This window comes from Aeromonas sp. FDAARGOS 1415, assembly GCF_019048365.1.
Classification (GTDB): domain Bacteria; phylum Pseudomonadota; class Gammaproteobacteria; order Enterobacterales; family Aeromonadaceae; genus Aeromonas; species Aeromonas taiwanensis.
The window spans coordinates 3,346,212-3,371,388 of sequence record NZ_CP077363.1 but is presented as its reverse complement, the minus strand read 5'-3'; the positions used below and the strand labels follow the sequence as shown (position 1 = coordinate 3,371,388).

Annotated in this window: 19 protein-coding genes; 14 read left to right on the top strand and 5 right to left on the bottom strand. The window is 65.1% G+C overall.

All coding sequences use genetic code 11. From position 1 onward, the window contains the following. Position 1: 1 nt before the first annotated feature. Positions 2–1,159, bottom strand: a complete 1,158-nt coding sequence (locus I6L45_RS15770) for an acyl-CoA dehydrogenase family protein (protein WP_216982574.1) — start codon at positions 1,157–1,159, stop codon at positions 2–4. Between the two features lie 38 nt (positions 1,160–1,197). Further along, positions 1,198–2,709 carry a CoA-acylating methylmalonate-semialdehyde dehydrogenase gene (locus I6L45_RS15765; protein ID WP_216982573.1) on the bottom strand — a complete coding sequence of 504 codons (1,512 nt, stop codon included), beginning with the start codon at positions 2,707–2,709 and terminating at the stop codon, positions 1,198–1,200. A 269-nt stretch (positions 2,710–2,978) separates the two neighbouring features. Between I6L45_RS15765 and I6L45_RS15760 the strand changes: the two genes are divergently transcribed. The 8 genes from I6L45_RS15760 (at position 2,979) to I6L45_RS15725 (ending at position 14,469) form a co-directional block, all read left to right on the top strand. Then, positions 2,979–4,127 carry an isovaleryl-CoA dehydrogenase gene (locus tag I6L45_RS15760; protein ID WP_216982572.1) on the top strand — a complete coding sequence of 383 codons (1,149 nt, stop codon included), beginning with the start codon at positions 2,979–2,981 and terminating at the stop codon, positions 4,125–4,127. Further along, entirely contained in the window at positions 4,124–5,725 is a 1,602-nt protein-coding gene (locus I6L45_RS15755; RefSeq protein ID WP_216982571.1) for a carboxyl transferase domain-containing protein, read from the top strand. The genes I6L45_RS15760 and I6L45_RS15755 overlap by 4 nt, the downstream gene beginning before the upstream one ends. 10 nt (positions 5,726–5,735) lie before the next feature. Beyond that, positions 5,736–6,590, top strand: a complete 855-nt coding sequence (locus I6L45_RS15750) for an enoyl-CoA hydratase-related protein (protein ID WP_043760949.1) — start codon at positions 5,736–5,738, stop codon at positions 6,588–6,590. 109 nt (positions 6,591–6,699) lie between these two features. After that, positions 6,700–8,682 carry a biotin carboxylase N-terminal domain-containing protein gene (locus I6L45_RS15745; protein ID WP_216982570.1) on the top strand — a complete coding sequence of 661 codons (1,983 nt, stop codon included), beginning with the start codon at positions 6,700–6,702 and terminating at the stop codon, positions 8,680–8,682. After that, positions 8,679–9,650 carry a hydroxymethylglutaryl-CoA lyase gene (locus tag I6L45_RS15740; protein ID WP_216982569.1) on the top strand — a complete coding sequence of 324 codons (972 nt, stop codon included), beginning with the start codon at positions 8,679–8,681 and terminating at the stop codon, positions 9,648–9,650. Before I6L45_RS15745 ends, I6L45_RS15740 begins: the two co-directional genes overlap by 4 nt. Positions 9,651–9,725: 75 nt before the next feature. Then, positions 9,726–10,154, top strand: a complete 429-nt coding sequence (locus I6L45_RS15735) for a MerR family DNA-binding transcriptional regulator (RefSeq protein ID WP_280634126.1) — start codon at positions 9,726–9,728, stop codon at positions 10,152–10,154. Positions 10,155–10,394: 240 nt separating this feature from the next. Beyond that, the gene (locus I6L45_RS15730; protein ID WP_254204336.1) at positions 10,395–13,322 is read left to right on the top strand and encodes a DUF748 domain-containing protein; all 2,928 of its coding nucleotides are present in this window, start codon (positions 10,395–10,397) and stop codon (positions 13,320–13,322) included. A 550-nt stretch (positions 13,323–13,872) separates the two neighbouring features. Further along, positions 13,873–14,469 carry a GPR1/FUN34/YaaH family transporter gene (locus I6L45_RS15725; RefSeq protein ID WP_043760958.1) on the top strand — a complete coding sequence of 199 codons (597 nt, stop codon included), beginning with the start codon at positions 13,873–13,875 and terminating at the stop codon, positions 14,467–14,469. Between the two features lie 66 nt (positions 14,470–14,535). On the opposite strand, the gene I6L45_RS15720 is transcribed toward I6L45_RS15725, so the two are convergent. Then, on the bottom strand, positions 14,536–15,351 hold the full coding sequence (locus I6L45_RS15720) for a zinc-dependent peptidase (RefSeq protein ID WP_216982567.1): 816 nt from the start codon (positions 15,349–15,351) through the stop codon (positions 14,536–14,538). An 18-nt stretch (positions 15,352–15,369) separates the two neighbouring features. After that, a complete protein-coding gene (locus I6L45_RS15715) occupies positions 15,370–15,807 on the bottom strand; it encodes a GNAT family N-acetyltransferase (RefSeq protein WP_216982566.1) in 438 nt (145 codons plus the stop codon). Positions 15,808–16,136: 329 nt separating this feature from the next. Between I6L45_RS15715 and I6L45_RS15710 the strand changes: the two genes are divergently transcribed. Next, the gene (locus I6L45_RS15710) at positions 16,137–17,630 is read left to right on the top strand and encodes a sodium:alanine symporter family protein (protein ID WP_043760961.1); all 1,494 of its coding nucleotides are present in this window, start codon (positions 16,137–16,139) and stop codon (positions 17,628–17,630) included. 91 nt (positions 17,631–17,721) lie between these two features. Here I6L45_RS15710 and I6L45_RS15705 read toward each other — a convergent pair whose 3' ends face one another. Beyond that, on the bottom strand, positions 17,722–18,528 hold the full coding sequence (locus I6L45_RS15705) for a crotonase/enoyl-CoA hydratase family protein (RefSeq protein WP_216982565.1): 807 nt from the start codon (positions 18,526–18,528) through the stop codon (positions 17,722–17,724). A gap of 158 nt (positions 18,529–18,686) precedes the next feature. On the opposite strand from I6L45_RS15705, the gene I6L45_RS15700 reads away from it, so the two are divergent. The 5 genes from I6L45_RS15700 to I6L45_RS15680 all read left to right on the top strand — a co-directional run bounded on the left by I6L45_RS15700 (position 18,687) and on the right by I6L45_RS15680 (position 24,985). Continuing rightward, on the top strand, positions 18,687–20,474 hold the full coding sequence (locus I6L45_RS15700; RefSeq protein ID WP_216982564.1) for a putative nucleotidyltransferase substrate binding domain-containing protein: 1,788 nt from the start codon (positions 18,687–18,689) through the stop codon (positions 20,472–20,474). Between the two features lie 13 nt (positions 20,475–20,487). Beyond that, positions 20,488–21,114 (top strand): 3'-5' exonuclease, encoded by a 627-nt coding sequence (locus I6L45_RS15695; RefSeq protein ID WP_216984228.1) that lies wholly within the window; start codon positions 20,488–20,490, stop codon positions 21,112–21,114. A 106-nt stretch (positions 21,115–21,220) separates the two neighbouring features. Beyond that, on the top strand, positions 21,221–21,532 hold the full coding sequence (locus tag I6L45_RS15690; RefSeq protein ID WP_043760964.1) for a DUF485 domain-containing protein: 312 nt from the start codon (positions 21,221–21,223) through the stop codon (positions 21,530–21,532). Beyond that, positions 21,529–23,184, top strand: a complete 1,656-nt coding sequence (locus tag I6L45_RS15685; protein WP_043760965.1) for a cation acetate symporter — start codon at positions 21,529–21,531, stop codon at positions 23,182–23,184. Before I6L45_RS15690 ends, I6L45_RS15685 begins: the two co-directional genes overlap by 4 nt. Before the next feature lie 208 nt (positions 23,185–23,392). Then, the gene (locus I6L45_RS15680; protein WP_210548562.1) at positions 23,393–24,985 is read left to right on the top strand and encodes an ABC-F family ATPase; all 1,593 of its coding nucleotides are present in this window, start codon (positions 23,393–23,395) and stop codon (positions 24,983–24,985) included. The last annotated feature ends 192 nt before the right edge of the window (positions 24,986–25,177 follow it).

Sequence of the window (25,177 nt, the reverse complement as noted above, 5' to 3'; positions counted from 1 at the left end):
GCTAACCCAGCGACAGACCGGGATCCGCCAGCAGGCGGCGGGCGATGATGAGGCGCATCACTTCGTTCGTCCCCTCCAGAATACGGTGTACCCGGGTGTCTCTCAGGTAGCGCTCCAGGGGGTACTCGCGGATATAACCATAGCCGCCAAAGAGTTGCAGAGCCTCGTCGCAGACGCGGTGGCCCACGTCAGTGGCAAAGCGCTTGGCCATGGCGCACCAGGCGCTCTTGTCCGGACTGCCTTCATCGAGCCTGGCGGCCGCCTGGCGCACCAGCAGCCGGGCGGCGGCGAGCTCGGTGGCCATGTCGGCGAGACGGAACTGCACGCTCTGGAATTCGCTGATCGGGTGACCAAATTGCTGGCGTTGCTGCACATGGGCCAGGGCATCGTCGAGAGCCTGCTGGGCGGTGCCCACCGAGCAGGTGGCGATGTTGATGCGCCCGCCATCGAGCGCCTGCATGGCGAATCTGAACCCTTCCCCCTCCTGCCCCAGCCGGTAACGGGCAGGGATGCGCACGGCGCTGAAGTTCACCTCCCGGGTGGGCTGGCTGTTCCAGCCCATCTTCTCCTCCGCCTTGCCGTAGCTCACCCCCGCCGTCTCGGCCGGTACCATGAAGGCGGAGATCCCCTTCGCCCCCTCGCCACCGGTGCGGGCCATCACCACCAGCACCTGGGTGCTGCCCGCCCCCGAGATGAACACCTTGCTGCCGTCGATGACGTAATCATCGCCATCGCGCAGGGCGCGGGTCTTGAGGGCCGCCGCATCGGACCCGGCCCCCGCCTCGGTGAGGCAGTAGGAGCCCAGCAGCTCGCCGCTGGCGAGCCTCGGCACCCACTCCTCGGCCACCTCGGGAGGCAGCCAGCTGCCCAGCATCCAGCTCACCATGTTGTGAATGGTCAAATAGGCCGTGGTGGAGGTGCAGCCCATGGCGAGGCGCTCGAAGATAAGACTCGCATCGAGGCGCGGCAGGCCGAGGCCGCCGTACTGCTCCGGGGTGTAGAGGCCGCAAAAGCCGAGTGCCGCCGCCTGCTTGATGGTTGGGACGGGAAATTCGTGCTCCTTGTCCCAGCGCGCGGCGTGGGGCTTGAGCGCCTCCTCGGCGAAGGCGCTGGCCGCCTCGACGAACGCCTGCTGATCCGGGGTCAGGTTAAAATCCATCTTGTCTGCTTCCTTGTTGTCTCGATCGTTCGGGCCACTCAACGCAGCTGTATGGTCATGTTGGGGCCGGTGGGAATGTCTTCGTCGAACCAGCGCTCGGTCACCGTCTTGGTCTCGGTGTAGAAACGCACCGCCTGCTTGCCGTAGGCGTGCAGATCCCCGTAGAAGGAGCCGCGCCAGCCGGTGAAGGAGAAGAACGGCAGCGGCACCGGGATGGGGACGTTGATCCCCACCTGGCCTACCGCCACCTCGTGGCGGAACTTGCGGGCAGCGGCGCCGCAGCCGGTGAAGATGGAGGTGCCGTTGCCATAGGGGTTGTCGTTGATGAGGGCGAGCGCCTCGTCGAGGCTGCCGACCTCCAGACACACCAGCACGGGCCCGAAGATCTCCTCCCTGTAGATGCGCATCTGGGGCGTCACACCGCGAAACAGGGTCGGCCCCACCCAGTTGCCCACCGGGTAGCCGGGCACGTCACAGAAGCGCCCGTCCAGCAGGCACTCTGCCCCCTCGGCGATCCCCGCCTCGATGAGCCCCTCCACCCTGACCTTCGCCTCCGGGCTGATGAGGGGGCCGTAGGCGGCGTCGGGATCGTGCCAGACACCGGGCTTCACCCTGGCAAATTCGGCGGCGAGCTCCGGGATCCACTCCCGGGCTCCCCCCACGAACACCGCCACGCTGATGGCCATGCAGCGCTGGCCGGCGGCGCCGACCCCGGCCCCCACCAGGTTGCTCAGCACCTGCGCCTTGTTGGCGTCCGGCATGATCACCATGTGGTTCTTGGCACCGACGAAGCACTGGGCCCGCTTGAGCTGGGCGGTGGCGGTGCGATAGACATGGGCCCCGACCCGGGCCGAGCCGACGAAGCTGACCGCCTTGACGTCAGGATGGTTGAGCAGCGCATCCACCTGCTCGGCGCCGCCGTGCACCACCGAGAGAATGCCCCTGGGGGCCCCTGCCTCCATGAACAGCTCGGCCAGGCGCATGGGAGTGAGGGGATCCTGCTCCGAGGGCTTGAGCACGAAGCCGTTACCGCAGGCCACCGCCAGCGGGAACATCCAGAGCGGGATCATGGCCGGGAAGTTGAAGGGGGTGATGCCGACGCACACCCCGAGGGGCTGCACCCAGGAGTGGCCGTCCACCCGGCGCGCCACGTTGCCCATGGTCTCCCCCAGGGTCTGGCTCGCGATGGCGCAGGCCTGCTCCACCACCTCGATGCCGCGCCACACGTCCCCCCTGGCGTCCGCCAGGTTCTTGCCGGTCTCCTGGGCCAGCAGGGTCGCCAGCTCGTCGTGGTGCACCTTCAAGAGGTGCTGGTAGTTGAACATCACCCGGGCCCGCTCGGAGGCTGGCACCTCCCGCCACGACAGATAGGCATCGTGGGTGGTACGTACCGCGTGCTCGATCTCGGCAGGGGTGGCCTTCGGCACCCGCGCCAGCAGGCTCTGATCCGCCGGGTTGCTGACTTCAATCCACTGCTCGCTCGCGGATGGATAGGGCTCGCCGCCGATATGCAGCGGCAGATCCCCGAACTGGGTATGGTGTTGGCTCATGCCGCCCTCTCCTCTGGTTGGCAGAAAGTGGCCGGGCACCGCAAGTCCGCCCCCCTCATGCACACGCTGATCATCATGTTCGCTCCTTGCGTTTCCCACCCGAAGGGAGCCCCTTGCGGTCGGCGGGCAACGAATTTACCTTAGACTAACAACTCATTTACGTTTACGCTAACGTAAACTTAAATCACAAATGGACTGACCAGTCCCCCTGCACCAGGCGAACAAGGTTGAGTCCCAACAATCGAGACCCAAGCACAAGGAGAGCACGGATGCATGCCCTGATGGATGAGACCCTCCAGGCCCTGACCGAACAGGTCGAAGCCTTCTGCCGACAAGTGATCGCGCCGCGCGCCGCCGAGATCGATCAGAGCAACGCCTTCCCCCGAGATCTCTGGCCCGCCATGGGGGATCTGGGGCTGCACGGCATCACGGTGGCGGAGGAGTATGGCGGGGTGGACCTCGGCTATCTGGCCCACGTGCTGGTGATGGAGCAGGTGAGCCGCGCCAGCGCCTCGGTCGGCCTCTCCTACGGCGCCCACTCCAACCTCTGCATCAACCAGATCCACCGTCACGGCACCCCGGATCAGAAGGCGCGCTACCTGCCCCTGCTGGTGAGCGGCCAGCACGTGGGGGCGCTCGCCATGAGCGAGCCGGGGGCCGGCTCCGACGTGGTGAGCATGCGCCTGACCGCGGTGCGCGAGGGGGATCACTTCGTGCTCAATGGCAACAAGATGTGGATCACCAACGGCCCCGATGCCGACACCTTCGTCATCTATGCCAAGACGGATCCCGCCGCCGGCCCCAAAGGCATCTCCGCCTTTATCGTCGAGGCGGGCACCCCGGGATTTTCCACCGCCCAGAAGCTCGACAAGCTCGGCATGCGCGGCTCCAGCACCTGCGAGCTGGTATTCCAGGATTGCCGCGTGCCGCAGGAGAATCTGCTGGGTCCCCTGCACGGCGGGGTCAAGGTGCTGATGAGCGGTCTGGATTACGAGCGGGTGGTGCTGGCGGCCGGGCCGCTCGGCATCATGCAGGCCTGTATGGACGTGGTGCTGCCCTATGTGCGCGATCGCAAGCAGTTCGGCCAGCCCATCGGCGACTTCCAGCTGGTGCAGGGCAAGCTCGCCGACATGTACACCCGCCTCGCCAGCAGCCGGGCCCTGGTCTACTCGGTGGCGGCTGCCTGCGACAAGGGGCGCACCAGCCGCAAGGATTGCGCCGCCGCCATCCTGTTTGCCGCCGAAAATGCCACCCAGATGGCCCTGGACGCCATCCAGCTGCTCGGCGGCAACGGCTACATCAACGAATACCCCACCGGCCGCCTGCTTCGGGACGCCAAGCTCTACGAGATAGGTGCAGGCACCTCCGAGATCCGCCGCTGGCTCATCGGCCGCGAGCTGATGGGAGAGAATGCATGAGCAGGATCCACTCCCGCCTCGACAGGGCCAGCCCCGACTACGAGGCCAATCAGGCCGCCATGCAGGTCCTGGTCGACGATCTCAACGCCCGCCTGGAGGAGATAGCTTTGGGCGGCGGTGCGGCCAACAACGCCCGCCACCAGGCCCGCGGCAAACTGCTGCCCCGCGAACGCATCAACCAGCTGCTGGATCCGGGCTCCCCCTTCCTCGAACTGTCTGCCCTGGCGGGCTGGCAGGTCTATGACGAACCGGTGCCCGCCGCCGGCATCCTCACCGGCATCGGCCGGGTCTCGGGGCGCCTGTGCATGCTGGTGGTGAACGACGCCACCGTGAAGGGGGGCACCTACTACCCGCTCACGGTGAAGAAACACCTGCGCGCCCAGGCCATCGCCGAGCGGCTGCGCCTCCCCTGCCTCTATCTGGTGGATTCCGGCGGTGCCTTCCTGCCCATGCAGGACGAGGTCTTCCCCGACCGGGAACATTTCGGTCGCATCTTCTACAACCAGGCGCGCATGTCGGCCCAGAACATCCCCCAGCTGGCGGTGGTGATGGGACTGTGCACTGCCGGTGGCGCCTACGTGCCCGCCATGGCGGACGAGTCCATCATGGTCAAGGAACAGGCCACCATCTTTCTGGCGGGCCCGCCCCTGGTCAAGGCGGCGACCGGCGAGGAGATCAGTGCCGAGGACCTGGGGGGCGCCGAGGTGCACTGCGCCCACTCCGGGGTAGCGGATCACATGGCCAGGGACGATGCCCATGCCCTGGCCATCGCCCGCACCCTGGTCACCCATCTGGGCAATGAGCCGGTAGAGACCAACCCCGGCTACGAGCCCCCCTGCCATCCCATCGAAGAGCTGTACGGCCTGGTGGGCACCAGCCTCAAGCGCCCCTATGACGCCCGCGAGCTGATCGCCCGCCTGGTAGACGGCTCGGACTTTGACGAATTCAAGGCGCTGTTCGGCACCACCTTGGTCACCGGCTTCGCCCGCATTGCCGGCATGCAGGTGGGGATCCTCGCCAACAACGGCGTGCTGCACAGCGACAGCGCCCAGAAGGGGGCCCACTTCATCCAGCTTTGCAACCGGCGCGCCATCCCGCTGCTCTTCCTGCAGAACATCACCGGCTTTATGGTAGGGAGTCAGGCCGAGCGGGACGGGATCGCCAAGCACGGCGCCAAGCTGGTCACCGCCGTGGCCTGCAGCAGGGTGCCCAAGATCACCCTGATCGTCGGCGGCAGCTTTGGCGCCGGCAACTACGGCATGTGCGGCCGCGCCTATGAGCCGGACTTCCTGTTCAGCTGGCCCAACAGCCGCATCTCCGTCATGGGGGGCGAGCAGGCCGCCGGGGTACTGGTGCAGGTGCGCCGGGACAAGCTGGCTGCCGAGGGCAAGGCGCTGAGCGAGCAGGAGGCGGCCGCCATCCGCGCGCCGGTGATCGCGCAATACGAGCGTCAGGGTCACCCCTACTACGCCAGCGCCAGGCTCTGGGATGACGGCGTCATCGACCCGGCCCAGAGCCGCACCGTGCTGGCCCTGGCCCTGGCGGCATGCCAGGGGGCCGAAAGTGGCCCGGAACAGTACGGCATCTTCCGGATGTAAGGAGTGCAACATGTCAGACCCGCTCTGCAATGACCCCCTGGCCCATTTCCGGCTGGAGCGCCACGGCCCGCTCATCGAGCTGGTGCTTGCACGACCGGCCCGCCACAACGCCCTCGACGCCGATCTGATGCAGGGGCTGCTCGACTGCCTCGACGATCTCGCCCACTGCCACGGCCAGCCCCTGGCCGAGCGTCCCCACGTGCTGCTGCTGCGGGCCGAGGGGCCGCATTTCTGTGCCGGCGCCGACCTCAACTGGATGCGCAAGATGGCCCAGGGGGAGTTCGACCCCAGCTCCTTTGACAAGAATCGCGAGGATGCCCGGGTGCTGTCGCATCTGATGCAGGCCCTCGACACCCTGCCCTTCCCCACGGTGGCCCTGGTGCAGGGGGCCGCCTACGGCGGGGCGCTTGGCCTCGTCTGTGCCTGCGACATCGTGCTGGCCAGCGACGATGCCCGCTTCTGCCTCTCGGAGGTGAGCCTGGGGCTGGTGCCTGCGGTGATCAGCCCCTACGTGGTGCGCGCCATGGGAACGCGCCAGGCCCGCCGCTACATGCTGAGCGCAGAACCCTTCGATGCCATCACCGCCTGTCGGCTCAACGTGGTGCACCGGCTCTGCCATCCCGATCAGTTGCTGGCAGAGGGGCGCGCCATGGCACTGCGCCTGTGCCAGAACGGCCCGGAGGCGATGAAGGAGACCAAGCGGCTGCTGGCTGCCATCGAGGCGCACCCAGGCCCCCAACACGAAGAGAGGACGGTCGAGACCATCGCCCGGGTCCGGGTCGGACTCGAGGCCCAGGAGGGGATCCAGGCTTTCTTCGACAAGCGCCCCCCGAGCTGGCGCCCCCGTTTCAAGGACGAAACATGACTCAATACCACCCTATCCAGCGCCTGCTTATCGCCAACCGCGGCGAGAATGATCGCTGTGCACATCACGACATCGGGCCACTGTGCAGCCTTATGAACGAGGAGCAACAATGACACATCAGGCTCCTATCCAGCGCTTGCTCATCGCCAATAGAGGCGAAATCGCCGTGCGCATCATCAAGACAGCGCGGCGTCTCGGCATCCACACCATCGCCCTCTATTCGGACGCCGATGCTCATGCCATGCATGTGCGTGAAGCCGACGAAGCCTGGCATCTGGGCCCGGCCCCCGCCCGGGAGAGCTACCTCGACACCGCCAAGGTGTTGCGCATCGCCAAGGAGGCCAGGGCCGATGCCGTTCACCCGGGGTACGGCTTCCTCTCGGAGAACAGCGACTTTGCCACCGCCTGTGAGCAACGCGGCCTGCGCTTTGTCGGTCCAAGCGGCGCCGCCATCCTCGCCATGGGGGACAAGTCCGGCGCCAAGGCGCTGATGGAGGCGGCCGGGGTGCCCGTGCTGCCCGGCTATCACGGCGCCGATCAAGGCCTGGCGGTATTGCGTGATCAGGCCAGGCTCACCGGCTTCCCGCTCCTTATCAAGGCGGCCAGTGGCGGCGGCGGCAAGGGGATGCGCCGGGTCGAGCAGATAGAGGACTTTGACGAGGCCCTGGCAGCGGTCAAGCGGGAGGCCCTGGCGGCCTTCGGCGATGATCAGGTGCTGCTGGAGCGCTACCTCCCCCGCGCCCGCCACGTGGAGGTACAGGTGTTTGCCGATACGCAGGGCAACGCCATCTACCTGGGGGACAGGGACTGCTCCTTGCAGCGCCGCCACCAGAAGGTGATCGAGGAGGCGCCGGCGCCGAACATAGCGCCAGCCCTTCGCCGCGCCATGGGCGAGGCCGCCGTAGCCGCCGCCCGGGCCATCAAATATCGGGGTGCCGGCACCGTCGAATTCCTGCTGTGCGGGGAGGAGTTCTTCTTCATGGAGATGAACACCCGGCTGCAGGTGGAGCACCCGGTCACCGAGGCCGTCACCGGCCAGGATCTGGTGGCCTGGCAACTGGCGGTGGCCGAGGGCAGGCCGCTGCCCCTCACTCAGGAGGAGGTGGTGCTGCGCGGCCACGCGGTGGAGGCGCGCCTCTACGCTGAAGACGTGGCCGCCGGCTTCCTGCCGGCGAGCGGCCCCATCCATTGGCTCGACTGGCCCCAGGGAGTGCGCATCGATACCGGTGTCGCCGCCGGTGACGAGGTGAGCCCCTATTACGATCCCATGATCGCCAAGCTGGTCGCCCACGGGGATGACAGGGCCCAGGCCTTCGCCAGGCTGGCCGACTCCCTGGCGGTGCTGGATCTCGGCCCCCTGGCGCACAACGGCCCCCTGCTGCTGCGCCTGTGCCAGGACCCCGAGGTGCTGGCCATGAGCCACCACACCCAGTGGCCCATCCCCACCACGGCCGAGCCCGTCCCGCCCCTCGCCTGGTCGCTCGCCACCCTCTGGCTGGCCAGCCGCATCGGCCCCTCCCCCTGGCAGCAGGCCCCCGGTTTTCGGCTGGGGGCGACCAGGAGCTTGACGGCGGCGGTGCGCATCGGTGACGAGGTCAGGGTGCTGACCCTGAATGAGCGTGCGGGCACCCTGCTCTGGCAAGGGGAAGCGCAGGCCTACGAGCTGGGGGCCCATCACATCCGTCTGCAGCAGGCGGGACGCTGGCAGCGCTACCCCCTATACACCCTGGCCGAGGGAGACTATGTGTTGCAGCTGGCCGGCCAACGCATCCGTTTCTCGGCCGATGATCAGCGCCACCAGCATCACCATGATCAGGGCGCGGATGCCACCAAGGGCGCGATCGCCCCCATGCACGGCATGGTAGTGGCGCTCCTGGTCGAGGCCGGCCAGCCCGTCACCCGGGGTCAGCCCCTGCTGGTGATGGAGGCGATGAAGATGGAGCACATCTTGCGAGCGGATCGGGACGGGGTGATCGCCGCCCTGCCCTGCCGCCAGGGGGATCAGGTAAGCCAGGGCACTCTGCTGGTGCACTTTGCCGCCGATGATGAAAAAGATGAGAAAGACGAGCAAGAGCAAGGAGACGCGCCATGAACAAGGAGATCCACCTCCCCGTCGACCGGGTCAGCCTGGTGGAGATGGGGCCGCGGGATGGTCTGCAAAACGAGCCTCGCCTCCTCTCGCTGGGGCAGCGTCAGGCCTTCATCGAGCGCCTCGCACAGTGCGGCCTGCAGCGCATCGAGGTGGGGGCCTTCGTCTCCCCCAAAAAGGTACCCCAGATGGCGGATTCCGCCGCCCTGTTCGAGGCGCTGCCCCGCAGGGGGCCGACCCGTTACGGCGCCCTGGTCCCCAACCTGCAGGGCCTGCAAGCCGCCATCGCCGCCCGCGCCGATGAGATAGGCCTCTTCACCGCCTGCTCGGACGGCTTCACCCGGGCCAACATCGGCGTCGGCGTGGAGGAGTCCCTGATACGCTTCGCCCCCCTGGTGCAGGAGGCGCGTCGCCTTGGCATCAAGGTGCGGGGCTATCTCTCCACCGTCATCGCCTGCCCCTTCGACGGGCCGACCAAGCCGAAGCGGGTCGCCGCCCTGGCCGAGCGCCTGCTGGATCTCGGCTGTCACGAGATATCCCTCGGCGACACCATAGGCGTCGGCACCCCGGGCACCGTGGCCCCCATGCTGGACGCCGTGTTGCACGAGGTCCCGGCCGGGCGCCTCGCGGTGCACTTTCACGACACCTATGGCCAGGGGGTGGCGAACCTGCTGCCGGCGCTGGAGCGCGGCATTCGCACCATCGACTGCTCGGTGGCCGGGCTCGGCGGCTGCCCCTATGCACCGGGGGCGTCGGGCAACATTGCCTCGGAGGAGGTGGTCTACCTGCTGCACGGCCTGGGCATGCAGACGGGAGTAAACCTGGACAAGCTGGCAGCCACCGGCCAGTGGGTGAGCGAGCTGCTCGGCCGCCCCAACGGCTCCCGGGTCGGTCAGGCCCTCCACGCCAGGGCCCGCCAGTCACCACCGGAGCGGCAAGAAAGACCACTAGGAGCGCCCCATGCAGGATGATCCCGTGAGCGCCGTCCCCGAGGGCGGCCAGGCGCCAGCCCTATGCCCCCCTTCCCCCCTGTTGGAGGCCAGATCATGCAGGACAACCCCATGAGAGCCGGCAGCTTTGGCGGCAAGGAGAGAACCTACAGCATCTCCGAGCTCGCCCAGGAGTTCGACGTCACCCCCCGCACCATCCGCTACTACGAGGACGAGGGGCTGATCACCCCGGCCCGGGAGGGGCAGACCCGCATCTACAGCCACAAGGACAGGATCCGCCTCAAACTCACCCTGAGGGGCAAGCGGCTCGGTTTCAGCCTGGCGGAGATCCGCGAGCTGTTCGACATGTACGACACGGACCGCTCCAGCCGGATGCAGCTGCACTCCATGATCCAGCTCATCGAAGCCAGGCGCCACTCCCTGCGCCAGCAGCTCGAAGACATCCAGATGGTGATGGCCGAACTCGACGCCGCCGAGCAGCGCTGCATCCACTCCCTGGGTGGCTTGAAAACCGACGCGGATTGACAGACTCTGGGGGTATCTCGCCCCCGGAGTCTCCTATGCCGCAGTCGTCCCCAGGTGCCGGCAGGCACCCGCCCCCCCCCTGAGGCCAAAGCACGTCCTCTGGTGCGCGGGAGCAAACGCGCATCACCACGGCTGTGCAAGCTTTCCCCATCCTGGTCAGAGTGCGGCGCACCTCATGAGCCCATCCCATGATTCCATCGCGATTAATTGCTACCATATGCGCATCAAATGGAGACCGTCATGCTCAAGCCCCTGCCTGCCCGCCTGTTGCGCTACGCCCTCTATCTCTGCGCCAGCCTGCTCATCTGCGTCACCATACTGCTCTGGCAAGCCCCCAATCTCATCCAGCGCCATCTGCCTGGCTGGCTCGCCACCCACTACGGTCTGCACCTCACCCTGGGAGAGATTGACGTCGGGCTGCGTTCACCCTCCCTCACCCTGGGCCCCACCACCCTGCTCGACGACGAGCAACGGGTGCTGGTGGCGTTCGAGGGGCTGCGCCTCATTCCCGAGGTGAAAGAGAGCTGGCGACAGCGCGCCCTGGTGCTGGCGGAGGCGACCCTGACCGCCCCCCGGGTGGATCTGGTTCGTCTCCCTGACAGCAAGGGGCAGGCTCGCTTCAATCTCACCGAGGCACTGGCCCCCTTGCTGGCGCAGATGCAGACTCCGGCAGGGCCGGCAACCGGCGCCGCGCCTCTGGTGGTGACTGTCGCCAAGCTGGCCCTGACCCAGGGACAACTCCAGTACAAAGACAGTCGCAAGCAGAGCAGCACCGGCTGGGTGCCCCCCCTGACTCTCACCGACCTCGAGCTGACGCTCCCCGGCTTCTCCAGCGCCCAGGGCGCCCTCAATCCCTATCGACTCAGCGCCACCCTCAACCAGAAGAGCCCCCTCAAGGCGGAAGGCGAACTCGACATCATGACGGGGGCCGGCAAGGGGCAGCTCAGCCTCGGTAAGGTGGCCATCGCCCCCTTCGCCCCGCTCTGGGCCCCCTATGTCAAGGCCAGGCTAGGCAAGGGAGAGGCCAGCGCCGAGATCGCCTATCGACTCACTCCGGGCAAACAGGGGCTCGGCTGGCAACTCTCGAAGGGCAAGCTGACGCTCTCCAACTGGCTGCTCAAGGGTGACAAGGGGGGCGAGTTTGCCCGCTTCAACCGCCTGGCCCTCACGGGGATCCGGGTCGACGGCACCAAGCAAACCCTGGAGATGGACGCCGCCACTATCAAGGCGCCGGCGCTCGTCGCCGTCCTCGACGGGCAGCAGCGGCTGGATCTGGCCGATCTGCTGATCCCCCAGCCGGCCTCCAAACCCGCCAAATCATCAGCAAAGAAATCCACCAAGCCAGCGGCCAAACACTCTGCCACGACAGCCAAGCCCTGGCGCTGGACCCTCAAGCAGACCCGCATCGAGCAGGGTAGCCTCAAGCTGACCGAATCCAGCAGTGGCAAGCCGTTGGTGCGGGATATATCCGGTCTCGCGCTGACCCTGGGCGCCCTCGGCAGCCAGCCCGGCCAGAGCACTCCCCTAGCCCTCAGCGCGGCCCTCGACACCAGGACGACGGTGGCGTTTGACGGCACCCTGGGGCTGGCCCCCTTCACCCTGAATGGCGCCATCCGCCAGCAAGGCCTGCCCCTCACCCTGGCGCAACCCTATCTGCAGGATCTGCTGCGCATCAGCGTGCGGGACGGCGAACTCGCCAGCCGCATCAAGCTGGCGCTGGCCACCGATGAGCAGGGCACCCTGAACAAGCTGGACATCAGCGGCGGACTCGACATCGCGCGGCTCAATGTGCTGGATCGGGCCGACAACCAGCGCCTGCTGCAAATTGACAGCCTGCAGCTGAGCGGCCTGCACTATGACGGCATCCGCCAGCAGGTGAAGATAGCCGACGTCCTCCTGACCAAACCCTTCGCCCGCATCGAGATAAACGAAGAGGGGATCACCAACGTCCAGCAGTTGCTGCTGCCCCAGCCGACCAGCAAGGAGAGCGGCCCCGCTCCCCGCATCCTCATCGACCAGATCCGCACCGCCCAGGGCAACCTGCGCTTTGCCGATCGCAGCCTGAGCCCGGAGTTCGTGGTGGACATCGCCTCCCTCGAGGGCCAGAGCCGCCACATCAGCAACACGCCGGGCCAGCGCTCCGAGATCGCCTTCAACGGCAAGGTGGACAGATACGCCCCCGTCACCATCCGGGGCGGCGCCAACCTGCTCATCGAGGATCCCGTGCTCGACGTCGCCGTGGCCTTCAATAACCTGGAGCTCACCACCTTTACCCCCTACTCCAGCACCTATGCGGGCTATGCCATCGACAAGGGGCAGCTCTCCATGAAGCTCAACTACAAGCTGCAGGGCAACCGGCTGGAGGGGGACAACGACATCACCATCAAGAAGCTGCAGCTCGGGGAGAAGGTGAAGAGCGAACAGGCCAGGGATCTGCCGCTCGGGCTTGCCATCGCCCTGCTGAGCGACTCAAGCGGTGTCATCAAGATGAACCTCAAGGTGAAGGGAGATCTGGATCAGCCGAATTTCAGCCTCGGCAACATCTTCTGGGATGTGCTCGGCAACACCCTCAGCAAAGCCATCACCTCTCCCTTCTCTCTGCTGGCCTCCCTGACGGGCGGCCCCCAGGATCTCGACGAGCTTCCCTTCCTGCCCGGGGATCCCAGCCTGACCCCGACCCAGCAGGGCAAGCTCACCACCCTGGCGCAGGCCCTCAAGGACAGGCCCAAGCTCAGCATGAACATTCGCGGCAAGGTCAACTTCCACGAGGAGCGCCCCATCCTCCAGCACCAGAAGCTGGAGCGGGCGCTGGCCAAGCTCACCGGCAGCCCGGTCGATCTCGATTTGCTGGAGCAGGACCCCGCCATGCAGAGCGCCCTGGCAGAGGCCTATGAGGCCAAATTCAACGAGGATCTGGACACCCTGGCCAGCCGGCTGCAACTGGCCGAGCAGAGTCCGGCCCTGCGCACCCAGGCGGTGATCCTGCTGCGGGACCAGCAGCTGATCACCGCCAAGTCCCTGCGAAACCTCGCCATGCGCCGCGCCCAGAACACCAAGGAGTACCTGGTCGATACCCAGGGCATAGCGCCGGAGCGCCTCTTCGTGCTCGACAGCCAGGTAAAGGAGACAGACAAGGAAGCCAAGGTTGTGCTGACCCTGGACGACTGACCCAAAAAGGGGAGCCAAATTGGCTCCCCTTTTTGTTGGGAGGCCCGATACCCCGGGTGGCGCCTCGCCGGTTCACCGCTTGACGTCACTCCCTTTCTTTACTGGCGGCCACGCCTCTTCCCTCCCTTGACCCCCTCGCAAGAGTTCCCCCGTCCGCCTCCGAGTGGCCGGCAGAAAAGGGCATGCCGCTTGTCTGGGAGTCAAGGTGAGAGAAATGGTGGTAAGCATCTCTTGTCTGATGGCATATCAGATGTTTTTTTGTACCAAACCCTGATTACATTCAAGTCCCGCAGCGCCCGTTCGCTGCCAGCGGGGTCACTGCCCCATTCGTTACCCAGTTTCATTTCCGACGTAAAAAACACAAAAATGCAACGAAGAAAACGTTATTCCTTCACGTGTTGCCTACCGTAATCCCACGAATGGTTGGCTGCGTAAAATTTTGTGTCATTTTTTTACCGTTTCAGCCCCTTCCCCCCTTGCCCGGGGCCAAGAGGCTGCCTAAAATCCCGCGTCTTTTATCAACCCCACCTCTATTGTTGGAGAACACCACGTGAGCGAAAAATTGGCCAACCCTGCCCCTCTGGGTCTGATGGGTTTCGGTATGACCACCATTCTGCTGAACATCCATAACGCAGGTTTCTTCCCCATCAGCGCCATGATCCTGGCCATGGGTCTGTGCTATGGCGGTCTGGCCCAGATCATCGCCGGCATCATGGAGTACAAGCGTGGCAACACCTTCGGTGTCACCGCCTTCATCTCCTACGGCACCTTCTGGTGGAGCCTGGTGTTCCTGCTGGTGATGCCGACCATGGGTCTGGCCGAAGCCACTCCCCACGCCTACATGGGCTGGTATCTGCTGATGTGGGGCGTCTTCACCCTGTTCATGCTGGTCGGCACCGTCAACTTCCCGCGCGTGAAGCAGTTCGTGTTCGCCTCCCTGACCGTGCTGTTCTTCCTGCTGGCCGCCCGTGACTTCACCGGCAGCACCCTGATCGGCACCATCGCCGGCTTCGAAGGCATCATCTGCGGTGCCAGCGCCATCTACCTGGCCATGGCCACCGTGATCAACGAGCAGTTCGGTCGCACCGTGATGCCCATCGGCGAGCAGAAGAAAGCCGCTCCCGCCCAGCTGAAAGCCGCTGCCTGACAGGCATGCGACATCGCTTGTGAAAAAGGCACCCTCGGGTGCCTTTTGTCTATCTGTCGTCGGTGGCTAGAGCGGCTCCTGCTCCGCTGTGCCTCCCGCCAGCAGCCGGGTAGCAGGGAAGCGATCGGCGGGCTGCTGCCCATAAAAGTGGGCCAGCTGCTCGTAGACGGCGGGATAGACGGCGCGCAGGCGCAGCGGATCGGTGAAGAAGCTCTCGCTGCACACCGCGAAGAACTCGGCGGGGTGCGAGGCGGCATAGGGATCGATCTCGGTCACCTCCCCCCTGGCCAGCTGCTCGTTCATCTCGTCGAATGCCTGCTGCAACACCCGGGTCCATTGCCGTGGATCCATGCCGGCCGGCAGCGGCGGCGCCCCGTCCGCATCCCCTCCCAGCATGTCGAGCTTGTGGGCGAGCTCATGGATCACCAGATTGAAGCCATCCCAGTCCCCATCCTGCTGCAGCTCGCTCCAGGCCAGCACCAGCGGCCCCTGGGGCCAGGATTCGCCGGCGTTCTCCTCTTCAAACTCGCTCACCAGCCCGAACTCGTCCTGCACCTCCTGACGGCGGGTGACGGGCTCGGGGATGATGATCACCTCGTGGAAACCGCGATACCAATCCATCCCCAGATGCAGGATGGGCAACACCGCCTGCAGAGCCAGCACGCCTTGCTGTCGGGGACTCAGTTCGACACCAATCTGGGTGATCGTCTTGCGCGAGAGGAAGAGGTGCGCCAATGCGATCAGCTTTTCCTCCTCCCCGGCGGGAAGCCCCTGCAGGATGGGGACGGCCGCCAGGGCCTGCCGCCACTCCTGTTCCCCCGGGAGCGCACGCTCCATGGGGGATGCACCACCAAATACCGCTTTCAACCTGGACCAGAACACTGGGACTCCTCTTGCCAATCAGACCGCTTTCACAAAGCGTTTCGGGCGCTCGCTATAGCCTTGCGCCAGATAAAAACGGTGCGCCCCTTCGCGCTTGAGGCTGCTGGAGAGCTCCAGCTGGCAGCACCCCAGGGCCGCAGCCCGCTGCTCTGCCACCGCCAGCAGCAGGGCGCCTATCCCCTCACCCCTTGCACCCTCATCGACAACCAACGCCGAGATCAGGCCCCAGGCTGGTGCAAGGTGCATGGGTTGCAGCCGATGCCACACCAGCACACCCTGGATACGGCCATGAAGGGTCGCGACCAGCACCTCCCGGGCCGGATCCGGCTCGGCCAGGCGCACGGCCACCTCGCCGTCAGGGTTCGGGTAGCCCAACTGGGCAAACAACACCGACAACGCGGCCCCATCCTCCCCCTCGGCGGGGCGAATGGTGCAGTCATTTTCCTTCGTTGTCATCCTGGCCTCCTATTTGCATTATGCCCCCTGGGCCCCTGGACCTGAAAAAGATGCAGATGATGGGTAAGTACCGAACCTTGTCCAGTTCCATTCATCGTTTGTTAATGTCAATTCACAAATTAACAAAGAAACAACACTTTTCACTAGGAAGGACCTGTACAAACCGATATGTTGAATCCCGCGGACCATCCAGTCGAAAGTCCTGCACTATGTGTTGAGTGACGTGTTGAGTGACGTGTTGAGTGACCCCCTTGGTCACCACCTATTTCAATGTTAAGGGAGCGAGGCACAGACCTCGCCAAGACAGCGCAACAAAGGAGTTGTTGTACATGAATGAGATCGTCAATGCCATCAATGGCGTGATTTGGAGCCCAGCGCTCATTTACCTGTGCCTGGGGGTAGGCCTCTACTTCTCCCTGCGCAGCCGGTTCCTGCAACTGCGCCACATCAAGGAGATGGTGCGCCTGATGTTTGATGGCAAGAGCACGGATGCAGGTGTCTCCTCCTTCCAGGCCCTGGCCATGACCCTGGCCGGTCGCGTCGGTACCGGCAACATCGCCGGTGTGGCCACCGCCATCACCTTCGGCGGCCCGGGCGCCCTGTTCTGGATGTGGATGGTGGCCTTCCTCGGCGCCAGCTCCGCCTTCGTGGAGTCCACCCTGGGTCAGGTCTACAAGGAGAAGATCAACGGTGAATACCGCGGCGGCCCGGCCTTCTACATCGAGAAAGGGCTCGGCATGAAGTGGTACGCCTGGACCTTCGCCATCGCCACCATCTTCGCCTGCGGCGTGCTGCTGCCGGGCGTGCAGGCGAACTCCATCGGCTCCAGCCTGCAGACCGCCTTCGAAATCGACCCGAACGTGACGGCCGCCGGTCTCGCCCTGCTGCTTGGCTTCATCATCTTTGGCGGCGTCAAGCGCATCGCCAACTTCGCCAGCACAGTGGTGCCCTTCATGGCGCTCGGCTACATCATCGTCGCCTGCGTCATCATCGCCCTGAACATCGGCCAGCTGCCGGGCGTGATCCTGCTGATCTGGAAGAGCGCCTTCGGGATGGAAGCCGGCTTCGGTGCCATTCTGGGCCTGGCCATCATGTGGGGCGTCAAGCGTGGCGTCTACTCCAATGAAGCCGCCCAGGGTACCGGCCCGCACGCCTCCTCCGCCGCCGCGGTGAGTCACCCGGCCAAGCAGGGCCTGGTGCAGGCGTTCTCCGTCTACATCGATACCCTGTTCGTCTGCTCCGCCACCGGCTTCATGCTGCTCATCACCGGCCTGTACAACGTGCAGGGTCCGGATGGTGCCGCACTCTACACCGGCATCGCCGGCGTGGCCGCAGGCCCGGGCTATGTGCAGACCGCCATGGAGAGCATGATGCCGGGCTTCGGCAACTCCTTCGTCGCCATCGCGCTGTTCTTCTTCGCGTTCACCACCATAGTGGCCTACTACTACATCGCCGAGACCAACATTGCCTACATCAACCGCAAGATCAACCGTCCCTGGCTCACCTTCCTGCTGAAACTGGCACTGATGGCTTCCACCGTTTACGGCACCGTCAAGACCGCCGATCTCGCCTGGGGTCTGGGTGACATCGGGGTCGGCCTGATGGCCTGGCTGAACATCGGCGCCATCCTGCTGCTGCAAAAGCCCGCCTTCGCCTGCCTGAAGGACTATGAAGCCCAGAAGGCCATGGGGCTGGATCCCGTGTTCCATCCGGAGAAGCTTGGCATCAAGAACGCCGACTACTGGACCGGCCGCCGCTCCGAGCAGAACCTGCAGCAGGAGCAATCCGGCCACCCGTTCGAGCCGGATCGCGAACCCACCTGATCCCCTGACAAACAAGCAGATAAAAAATGGCAGCCTCGGCTGCCATTTTTTTTGATCCATTTTGATTGGGCCAGACGGGTGAGCCACCCGCTCAGAGGGCGTTGCGCCTCGGCCCGAACGGCAGACGCCAGTGCAGCAGGCTGTTGAGGGTAGCCCGCCACTGGTTGGGGCGCCCCAGGATCTGCTTCTGCAACCGGGTCTCCTCTTTGAGCATGGCCTCGTCACTGCGAGCCCAGGCCTGGGTGTAGAGCTGTTTGATGCCCGCCAGCGCATCCGGCGACTTGGTGATGAGGGTTCGGGCAAATGCCCGCGCCTCCTCCAGGGGATCCGCACACACCCGGCTCACCAGCCCGAGCGACTTGGCCTCGGCGGCCTCCAGCTCGCGCCCGCTCATGGCAAGCTCCATGGCTGTGTCCATCCCCATCAGGTTGCGCAGGGTGACGCTGCCGCTCATGTCGGGGATGATGCCCCATTTGATCTCCATCACCGAGAAGCGGCAATCCGGGGTACTGAAGCGAAAATCGGCGCCGAGCGCGATCTGCAGCCCGCCCCCGAAGCAGACCCCCTGGGTCACGGCGATCACCGGTACCGGCAACTGGTGCCAGCCATAAGCCACCCGCTGGGCCAGATTGGTCGCCTCGTCCGCCTCGCGCTTGAGGATCTCCAGCGCCGCCACCGGCTGCCTCAGCATGGATTTCACATCCAGTCCGGCGCAGAAGGCCCGCCCCTCCCCGTGCAGGATCACCGCCCGCAGCCCTTTCTGTCGGGATACCTCATCGAGCGTCTCGTCGATGGCGCTGAACATGGCGCGATCCAGCGCGTTGAGCTTGTCGCCCCGACTCAGCATCACCTCGGCGATACCGTCCTGAAACACCCATTTGACCCTTGGTCTTTCCATCTCCTTCTCCGTCTCTTTCCTTGAACTGGTCATACCACAACGTTACCAGAGTGTTACCGGCAGGTACAGGAAGGCCTCTGCCGCTCTGCGACTAAAGTCGGCTGGCCCGGCTCCGGCGCCTTTGCCAGACTGGCCCCATGGTCACGACGGAGCCTGTCATGTCACTGTTGTTCAATTTTGCCCGCCCGCCGTTCGACTGCCTGGACGACGAGGCCCGCCAGCGTCTCGGCCGGCACCTCAGCATCTGCTACTTTCGCGCCGGCCAGACGGTGCAGAGCCCGGGGGACGAGCCCGCCGGCCTCTACCTCATCATCAAGGGGGCCGTGGAAGAGTCGGCCCCCCACCAGTCGTTTGGCGACTATGGCGAGGGGGACATGTTCGACGTCCGTGCCCAGTTCGACGGACGCTGCCGCCACCGCTTCGCCGCGCTGGAAGACACCCTCTGCCAGCTCATTCCCCGCTCCGTCTTTCTGACCCTGTGTGACGAGCACCCCGACGTCGCCCGCTACTTCACCGCCACCCTGGCCGATCGCCAGCGGGAGCAGGAGCGTCGCGGCCAGCTCGGGCAGCAGAACCTGGCGGAGTTCATCCTGACGCGCATAGCGCCAGGCCACCTGCAGGCGCCGCTCATCGTCGACGGCCGCCTGTCCCTGCTGGCCGCCACCGAAGCCATGGTGGCCAAGGGCACCGACTGCCTGCTCTACCCCGCTACCGACGGCAGCCTGAGCCTGGCGACCCGCAAGACCCTGCTCCATGCCCTCACCCTCAAGGGATTGCCGCTCACCACGCCGTTGGCGGTGCTGACCCCCACTCCGCTGATAGGTCTGCCACTGGAGAGCTATCTGTTCGATGCCCTCCTGCTGATGACGCGCCACCGCATCAAGCGCCTCGTCATCTGGCAGGGACAGGAGGTGGCGGGCATCCTGCACCTGACCCAGGTACTCGGGCTCTTCTCCGCCCACTCCCACGTGCTCACCCTGCGCATCGCCCGGGCCGACTCGCCGGCGGCTCTCGAGGCGGTGGCCCGGGAGCAGCAGCAGCTCGTGCGCTCCCTGTTCGCCCAGGGGATCCACACCCTCTTCCTGATGAAACTCATCGCCACCATCAACGAACAGCTGATCGCCAGGGCCTTCGCCCTGGTGATCCCCCCAGAGCAGCAGGAGCAGGTCTGCCTGTTGATGCTGGGTTCGGAGGGGCGGGGCGAGCAGATCCAGAAGACCGATCAGGACAATGCCCTGATCCTGCCGGACGCATCGGACTGGCCCACCCGGGAGGCGGATCTGGCCGCCTTCAGCGCCCTGCTGGCGCGCCTCGGCTATCCCCCCTGTCCGGGGCATGTCATGGTGAGCAACCCGGACTGGGTGAAGGAAGGAATTCAGTGGCAGGGGCAGATCGAGCGGGCCTGCGTGCGGGCCAGCGAGGAGGATCTGCTCTGGCTGGCGACCCTGGCCGATGCCCAGGCCATCGCCGGGGAGAGATCCCGGCTCGCCCCCGTCGCCCGCGCCCTGCGGGCACACCTGGCCGATAGGCCGGATCTGCTGGCGGAGATGGCACGGGCCGCCGTCGCCTTCCACGCCCCCCTCACCCTCTTTGGCCGGCTGGAGCAGGATCCCGAGGGGCTGGATCTCAAGCGGGGCGGCCTCTTCCCCCTGGTGCACGGGGTACGGGTGCTCTCCCTGGAGGCGGGGATCCTGGAGACTTCGACCACGGGGCGCATCGATGCCCTGGTCGCCCAGGGGCGCCTTAGCAGCGACTATGGCGCCGATCTGGCGGAGGCCTTCCGGCTCTTCATCCGGTTGCGGCTGCGGGCTCAGCTGCAGGAGGGGGATGGACGGGTGCGCGTGGCCGGGCTCGGCCACGGTGAGCGTGATCTGCTGCGCCACGCCCTGCATCGGGTGAAGAAGTTCCAGCAGTGGCTCACCTTGCACTTTCGTCTGAGGCAGTGAGGCATCCATGGGCATCGTGAGCCGCTGGCGCCGCTACTGGTACGGGCGCGCCTTCCTGCAGGGGGAGTTCGCCCCCCTCTTCGGGCCCCCTCCCGCCGACGAGTGGGTGGCCCTGGATCTGGAGACCACCAGCCTGGATCCCGAGCGAGCCGACATCGTGGCCATCGGGGCGGTGTGCATCCAGGGCAATCGCCTGCTGACCGGGGAGGCGCTCTCCTTGCGAGTGCAACCGCCCCCCAGCCTGAACGCACAGTCGGTGACCATCCACGGCCTGCGCCACCAGGACCTGCAGCAGGGCATGCCGCTGGAGGCCGCACTGCGCCAGCTCCTCGCCTTCATCGGCCCCCGCGAACTGGTGGGTTATCACATCCCCTATGATCTGCGCATCCTCAACCTCGCCTGCCAGCGGCTGTGGGGGCTGAGGCTCCCCCAGGAGGGGGTGGAGGTGAGCCGGCTCTATCACGACCGGCTCTACCGGCGCTATCCCGACGCCGTCATCGACCTGCACCTGGCCGCCATCTGCCACCACCTCGGGCTGCCCCCCCTGCCCCCCCACGACGCCCTGGCCGATGCCATCGCGGCCGCCCTCATCTTTGTCCGCCTGCACCAGGGCGGCCCCCTGGCTTATCCCAAAGTCTAATTGTCCGAAAATAACATTTAATTCACATTTTGCTTACATGAGCAGCCTGCTGCTCGGTAGGGACACCCTTCATTCACAGCGGACACAACCGTCACGGAGAACTGCAATGGAACAGCAACACTATCTGAGGATCCAGCAAGATCCCAATTTCCAGGCGCTGGTCGCCAAGCGCCAGCGCTTTGCCTGGACCCTCTCCATCCTGATGCTGGGGCTCTACCTGGCGTTCATCCTGCTCATTGCCTTCGCCCCCGGCTGGCTCGGTACCCCCCTGAGCGAAGGTTCCAGCATCACCCGCGGCATCCCGGTCGGGATAGGTCTCATCCTGTCGGCCTTCGTGCTGACCGGTGTCTATGTGTTTCGGGCCAACGGCGAGTTTGACGAGCTGAACAACAAGATCCTCAAGGGAGTGCAATCATGAAAGGCAAGTCTCTGCTGCTGTTGACCGGTCTGGTCTCCACCCCGCTGCTGGCGGCCGATGCCATCAGTGGCGAGGTACAACGCCAGCCCCTGAACATCTCGGCCATCGTGATGTTCGTGGCCTTCGTGGCCGCCACCCTCTTCATCACCTATTGGGCCTCCAAGCGCAACCGCTCCGCCTCCGACTACTACGCCGCTGGCGGGCGCATCACCGGCTTCCAGAATGGCCTGGCCATTGCCGGTGACTACATGTCCGCCGCCTCCTTCCTCGGCATCTCCGCCCTGGTCTACACCTCGGGTTACGATGGCCTCATCTACTCCATCGGCTTCCTGGTGGGCTGGCCCATCATCCTGTTCCTGATCGCAGAGCGGCTGCGCAACCTCGGCAAGTACACCTTCGCCGACGTGGCCTCCTACCGCCTCAAGCAGACCTCGGTACGCAGCCTCTCCGCCAGCGGTTCCCTGGTGGTGGTGGCGCTCTACCTCATCGCCCAGATGGTGGGGGCCGGCAAGCTCATCGAGCTGCTGTTCGGCCTGCAATACCATGTGGCCGTGGTGCTGGTCGGCATCCTGATGGTGCTCTACGTGCTGTTCGGCGGCATGCTGGCCACCACCTGGGTACAGATCATCAAGGCGGTGATGCTGCTCTCCGGCGCCTCCTTCATGGCCATCATGGTGATGAAGTCCGTCAACTTCGACGTCGGTGCCCTGTTCAGCGAAGCGGTCAAGGTCCATGCCAACGGCGCGGCCATCATGAGCCCGGGTGGCCTGGTCGCCGACCCCATCTCCGCCATCTCCCTGGGTCTGGCGCTGATGTTCGGCACCGCCGGCCTGCCCCACATCCTGATGCGCTTCTTCACCGTGAGCGACGCCAAGGAAGCCCGCAAGTCCGTGTTCTATGCCACCGGCTTCATCGGCTACTTCTACATCCTGACCTTCATCATCGGCTTTGGCGCCATCCTGCTGGTCAGCACCAACCCTGACTTCAAGGACGCCACCGGCGCCCTGCTGGGCGGCACCAACATGGCGGCGGTTCACCTGGCCGATGCGGTGGGTGGAAGCCTGTTCCTGGGCTTCATCAGCGCCGTGGCCTTCGCCACCATACTGGCGGTCGTGGCAGGTCTGACCCTGGCGGGTGCCTCCGCGGTCTCTCACGACCTCTATGCCTGTGTGCTCAAGCAGGGCAAGGCCAACGAAGCCGACGAGCTGCGCGTCTCCAAGATGACTACCCTGGTCCTGGGTGTGGTGGCCATCGGCCTGGGCATCCTGTTCGAGAAGCAGAACATCGCCTTCATGGTGGGCCTGGCCTTCTCCATCGCCGCGAGCTGCAACTTCCCGGTGCTCTTCCTCTCCATGTTCTGGTCCCGCCTGACCACCCGTGGCGCCGTCTATGGCGGCTGGCTCGGCCTCATCAGCGCCGTGACCCTGATGGTGCTGGGCCCGACCGTGTGGGTGAAGGTACTGGGTCACGCCCAGGCCATCTTCCCCTACGAATACCCGGCCCTCTTCTCCATGGCGCTGGCATTCATCGGGATCTGGTTCTTCTCGGTGACCGACAAGTCCCAGGCAGCCTCCGACGAGCACGCGAAGTTCTTCCCGCAGTTCGTTCGCTCCCAGACCGGGCTCGGTGCCTCCGGCGCCTCCGCCCACTAAGATCCACTCCATGCCTTCAAGCCGGCCCTGTGCCGGCTTTTTTCATGGCCGCCCCTTCGGCTCCCCCCGAAAGGCGCCGCAGTCCAGAGGGCGGCTTTGTCGTGAAACCTTCGCCCCTGCAATGGGGCCAGATCACAGTTCCTGCTAAAACTTTTGGGGGATCTGTGCCATAATGCGCGCCATTTGACAGACCAACCGGGACATTCCAGTGCTTTCAAGCAACAACATCACCATGCAGTTCGGCGCCAAGCCGCTGTTTGAGAACATCAGCGTCAAGTTTGGCGGCGGCAACCGCTACGGCCTCATCGGCGCCAACGGCTGTGGCAAGTCCACCTTCATGAAGATCCTCGGCGGCGATCTCGAACCCACCGGCGGCAATGTGAGCCTGGATGTCAACGAGCGCATCGGTAAGCTGCGCCAGGATCAGTTCGCCTACGAAGAGATGCGCGTGCTGGACGTGGTCATGATGGGCCACACCGAGCTGTGGGCCGCCATCGCGGAACGCGACGCCATCTACGCCAACCTGGAAGCAACCGACGACGACTACATGAAGGCCGCCGAGCTGGAAGGCCTGGTCGCCGAATATGACGGCTACACCGCCGAGTCCCGCGCAGGCGAGCTGCTGCTGGGTGCCGGCATCCCCATCGAGCAGCACAACGGCCCCATGAGCGAAGTGGCCCCGGGCTGGAAACTGCGGGTACTGCTGGCGCAGGCGCTGTTCTCCAACCCCGACATCCTGCTGCTGGACGAACCGACCAACAACCTGGACATCAACACCATTCGCTGGCTGGAGCAGGTGCTCAACGATCGCGAGAGCACCATGATCATCATCTCTCACGACCGTCACTTCCTGAACTCCGTCTGCACCCATATGGCGGATCTGGACTACGGCGAGCTGCGCGTCTACCCGGGCAACTACGACGAATACATGCTGGCTGCCACCCAGGCCCGTGAGCGCCTGCTGGCAGACAATGCCAAGAAGAAGGCCCAGATCGCCGATCTGCAGTCCTTCGTCTCCCGTTTCAGCGCCAACGCCTCCAAGTCCAGCCAGGCCACATCACGCCTCAAGCAGATCGACAAGATCAAGATTGAGGAAGTGAAGGTCTCCAGCCGGCAGAACCCCTTCATCCGCTTCGAGCAGGATAAGAAGCTCTATCGCAACATTCTGGAGATCGAAGGCGTCTCCAAGGGTTATGGCGAGGGCCCCCTGTTCAAGGGCCTCAACATGATGCTGGAAGTGGGCGAGAAGGTCGCCATTCTGGGTACCAACGGGATCGGTAAATCCACCCTGATCAAGACGCTGGTGGGTGCACTGGCGCCGGATACCGGCACCATCAAGTGGTCCGAGAACGCCCAGATCGGTTACTACGCCCAGGATCACGCCGAGGACTTCGACACCGACCTCAACGTGTTCGACTGGATGGCCCAGTGGAAGCAGGAGAACGAAGACGAGCAGGCGGTACGCTCCGTGCTGGGCCGTCTGCTCTTCTCCCAGGACGACATCAAGAAGCCGGTCAAGGTGCTCTCCGGTGGTGAACAGGGCCGCATGCTGTTCGGCAAGCTGATGATGCAACGCCCCAACATCCTGATCATGGATGAGCCGACTAACCACCTGGACATGGAATCCATCGAATCCTTGAACCTGGCACTGGAGATGTACAAGGGCACCCTGATCTTCGTCTCCCACGACCGTGAGTTCGTCTCCTCCCTGGCGACCCGCATCCTGGAGCTGACCGAAGATGGCATCCGCGACTTCGGCGGCACCTACGAGGATTACCTGCGTACCCAGGGCGTCGTCTAACCCACCCCGCTTTCGCAGTGACAACCGGCGCCCAGGCGCCGGTTTTTTTATGTCTGTTGGCACTTGAGATGCTGACCAGAAAGCCCCCTGGGTGTTGTTCCCTTCCCCGACTCATCCTCGAGCAGAGTGGGCAGCACGCCCCCTCCTGCCGCTTGCAGATAAAAAAACGGCTCCATATAGGAGCCGTTTTCA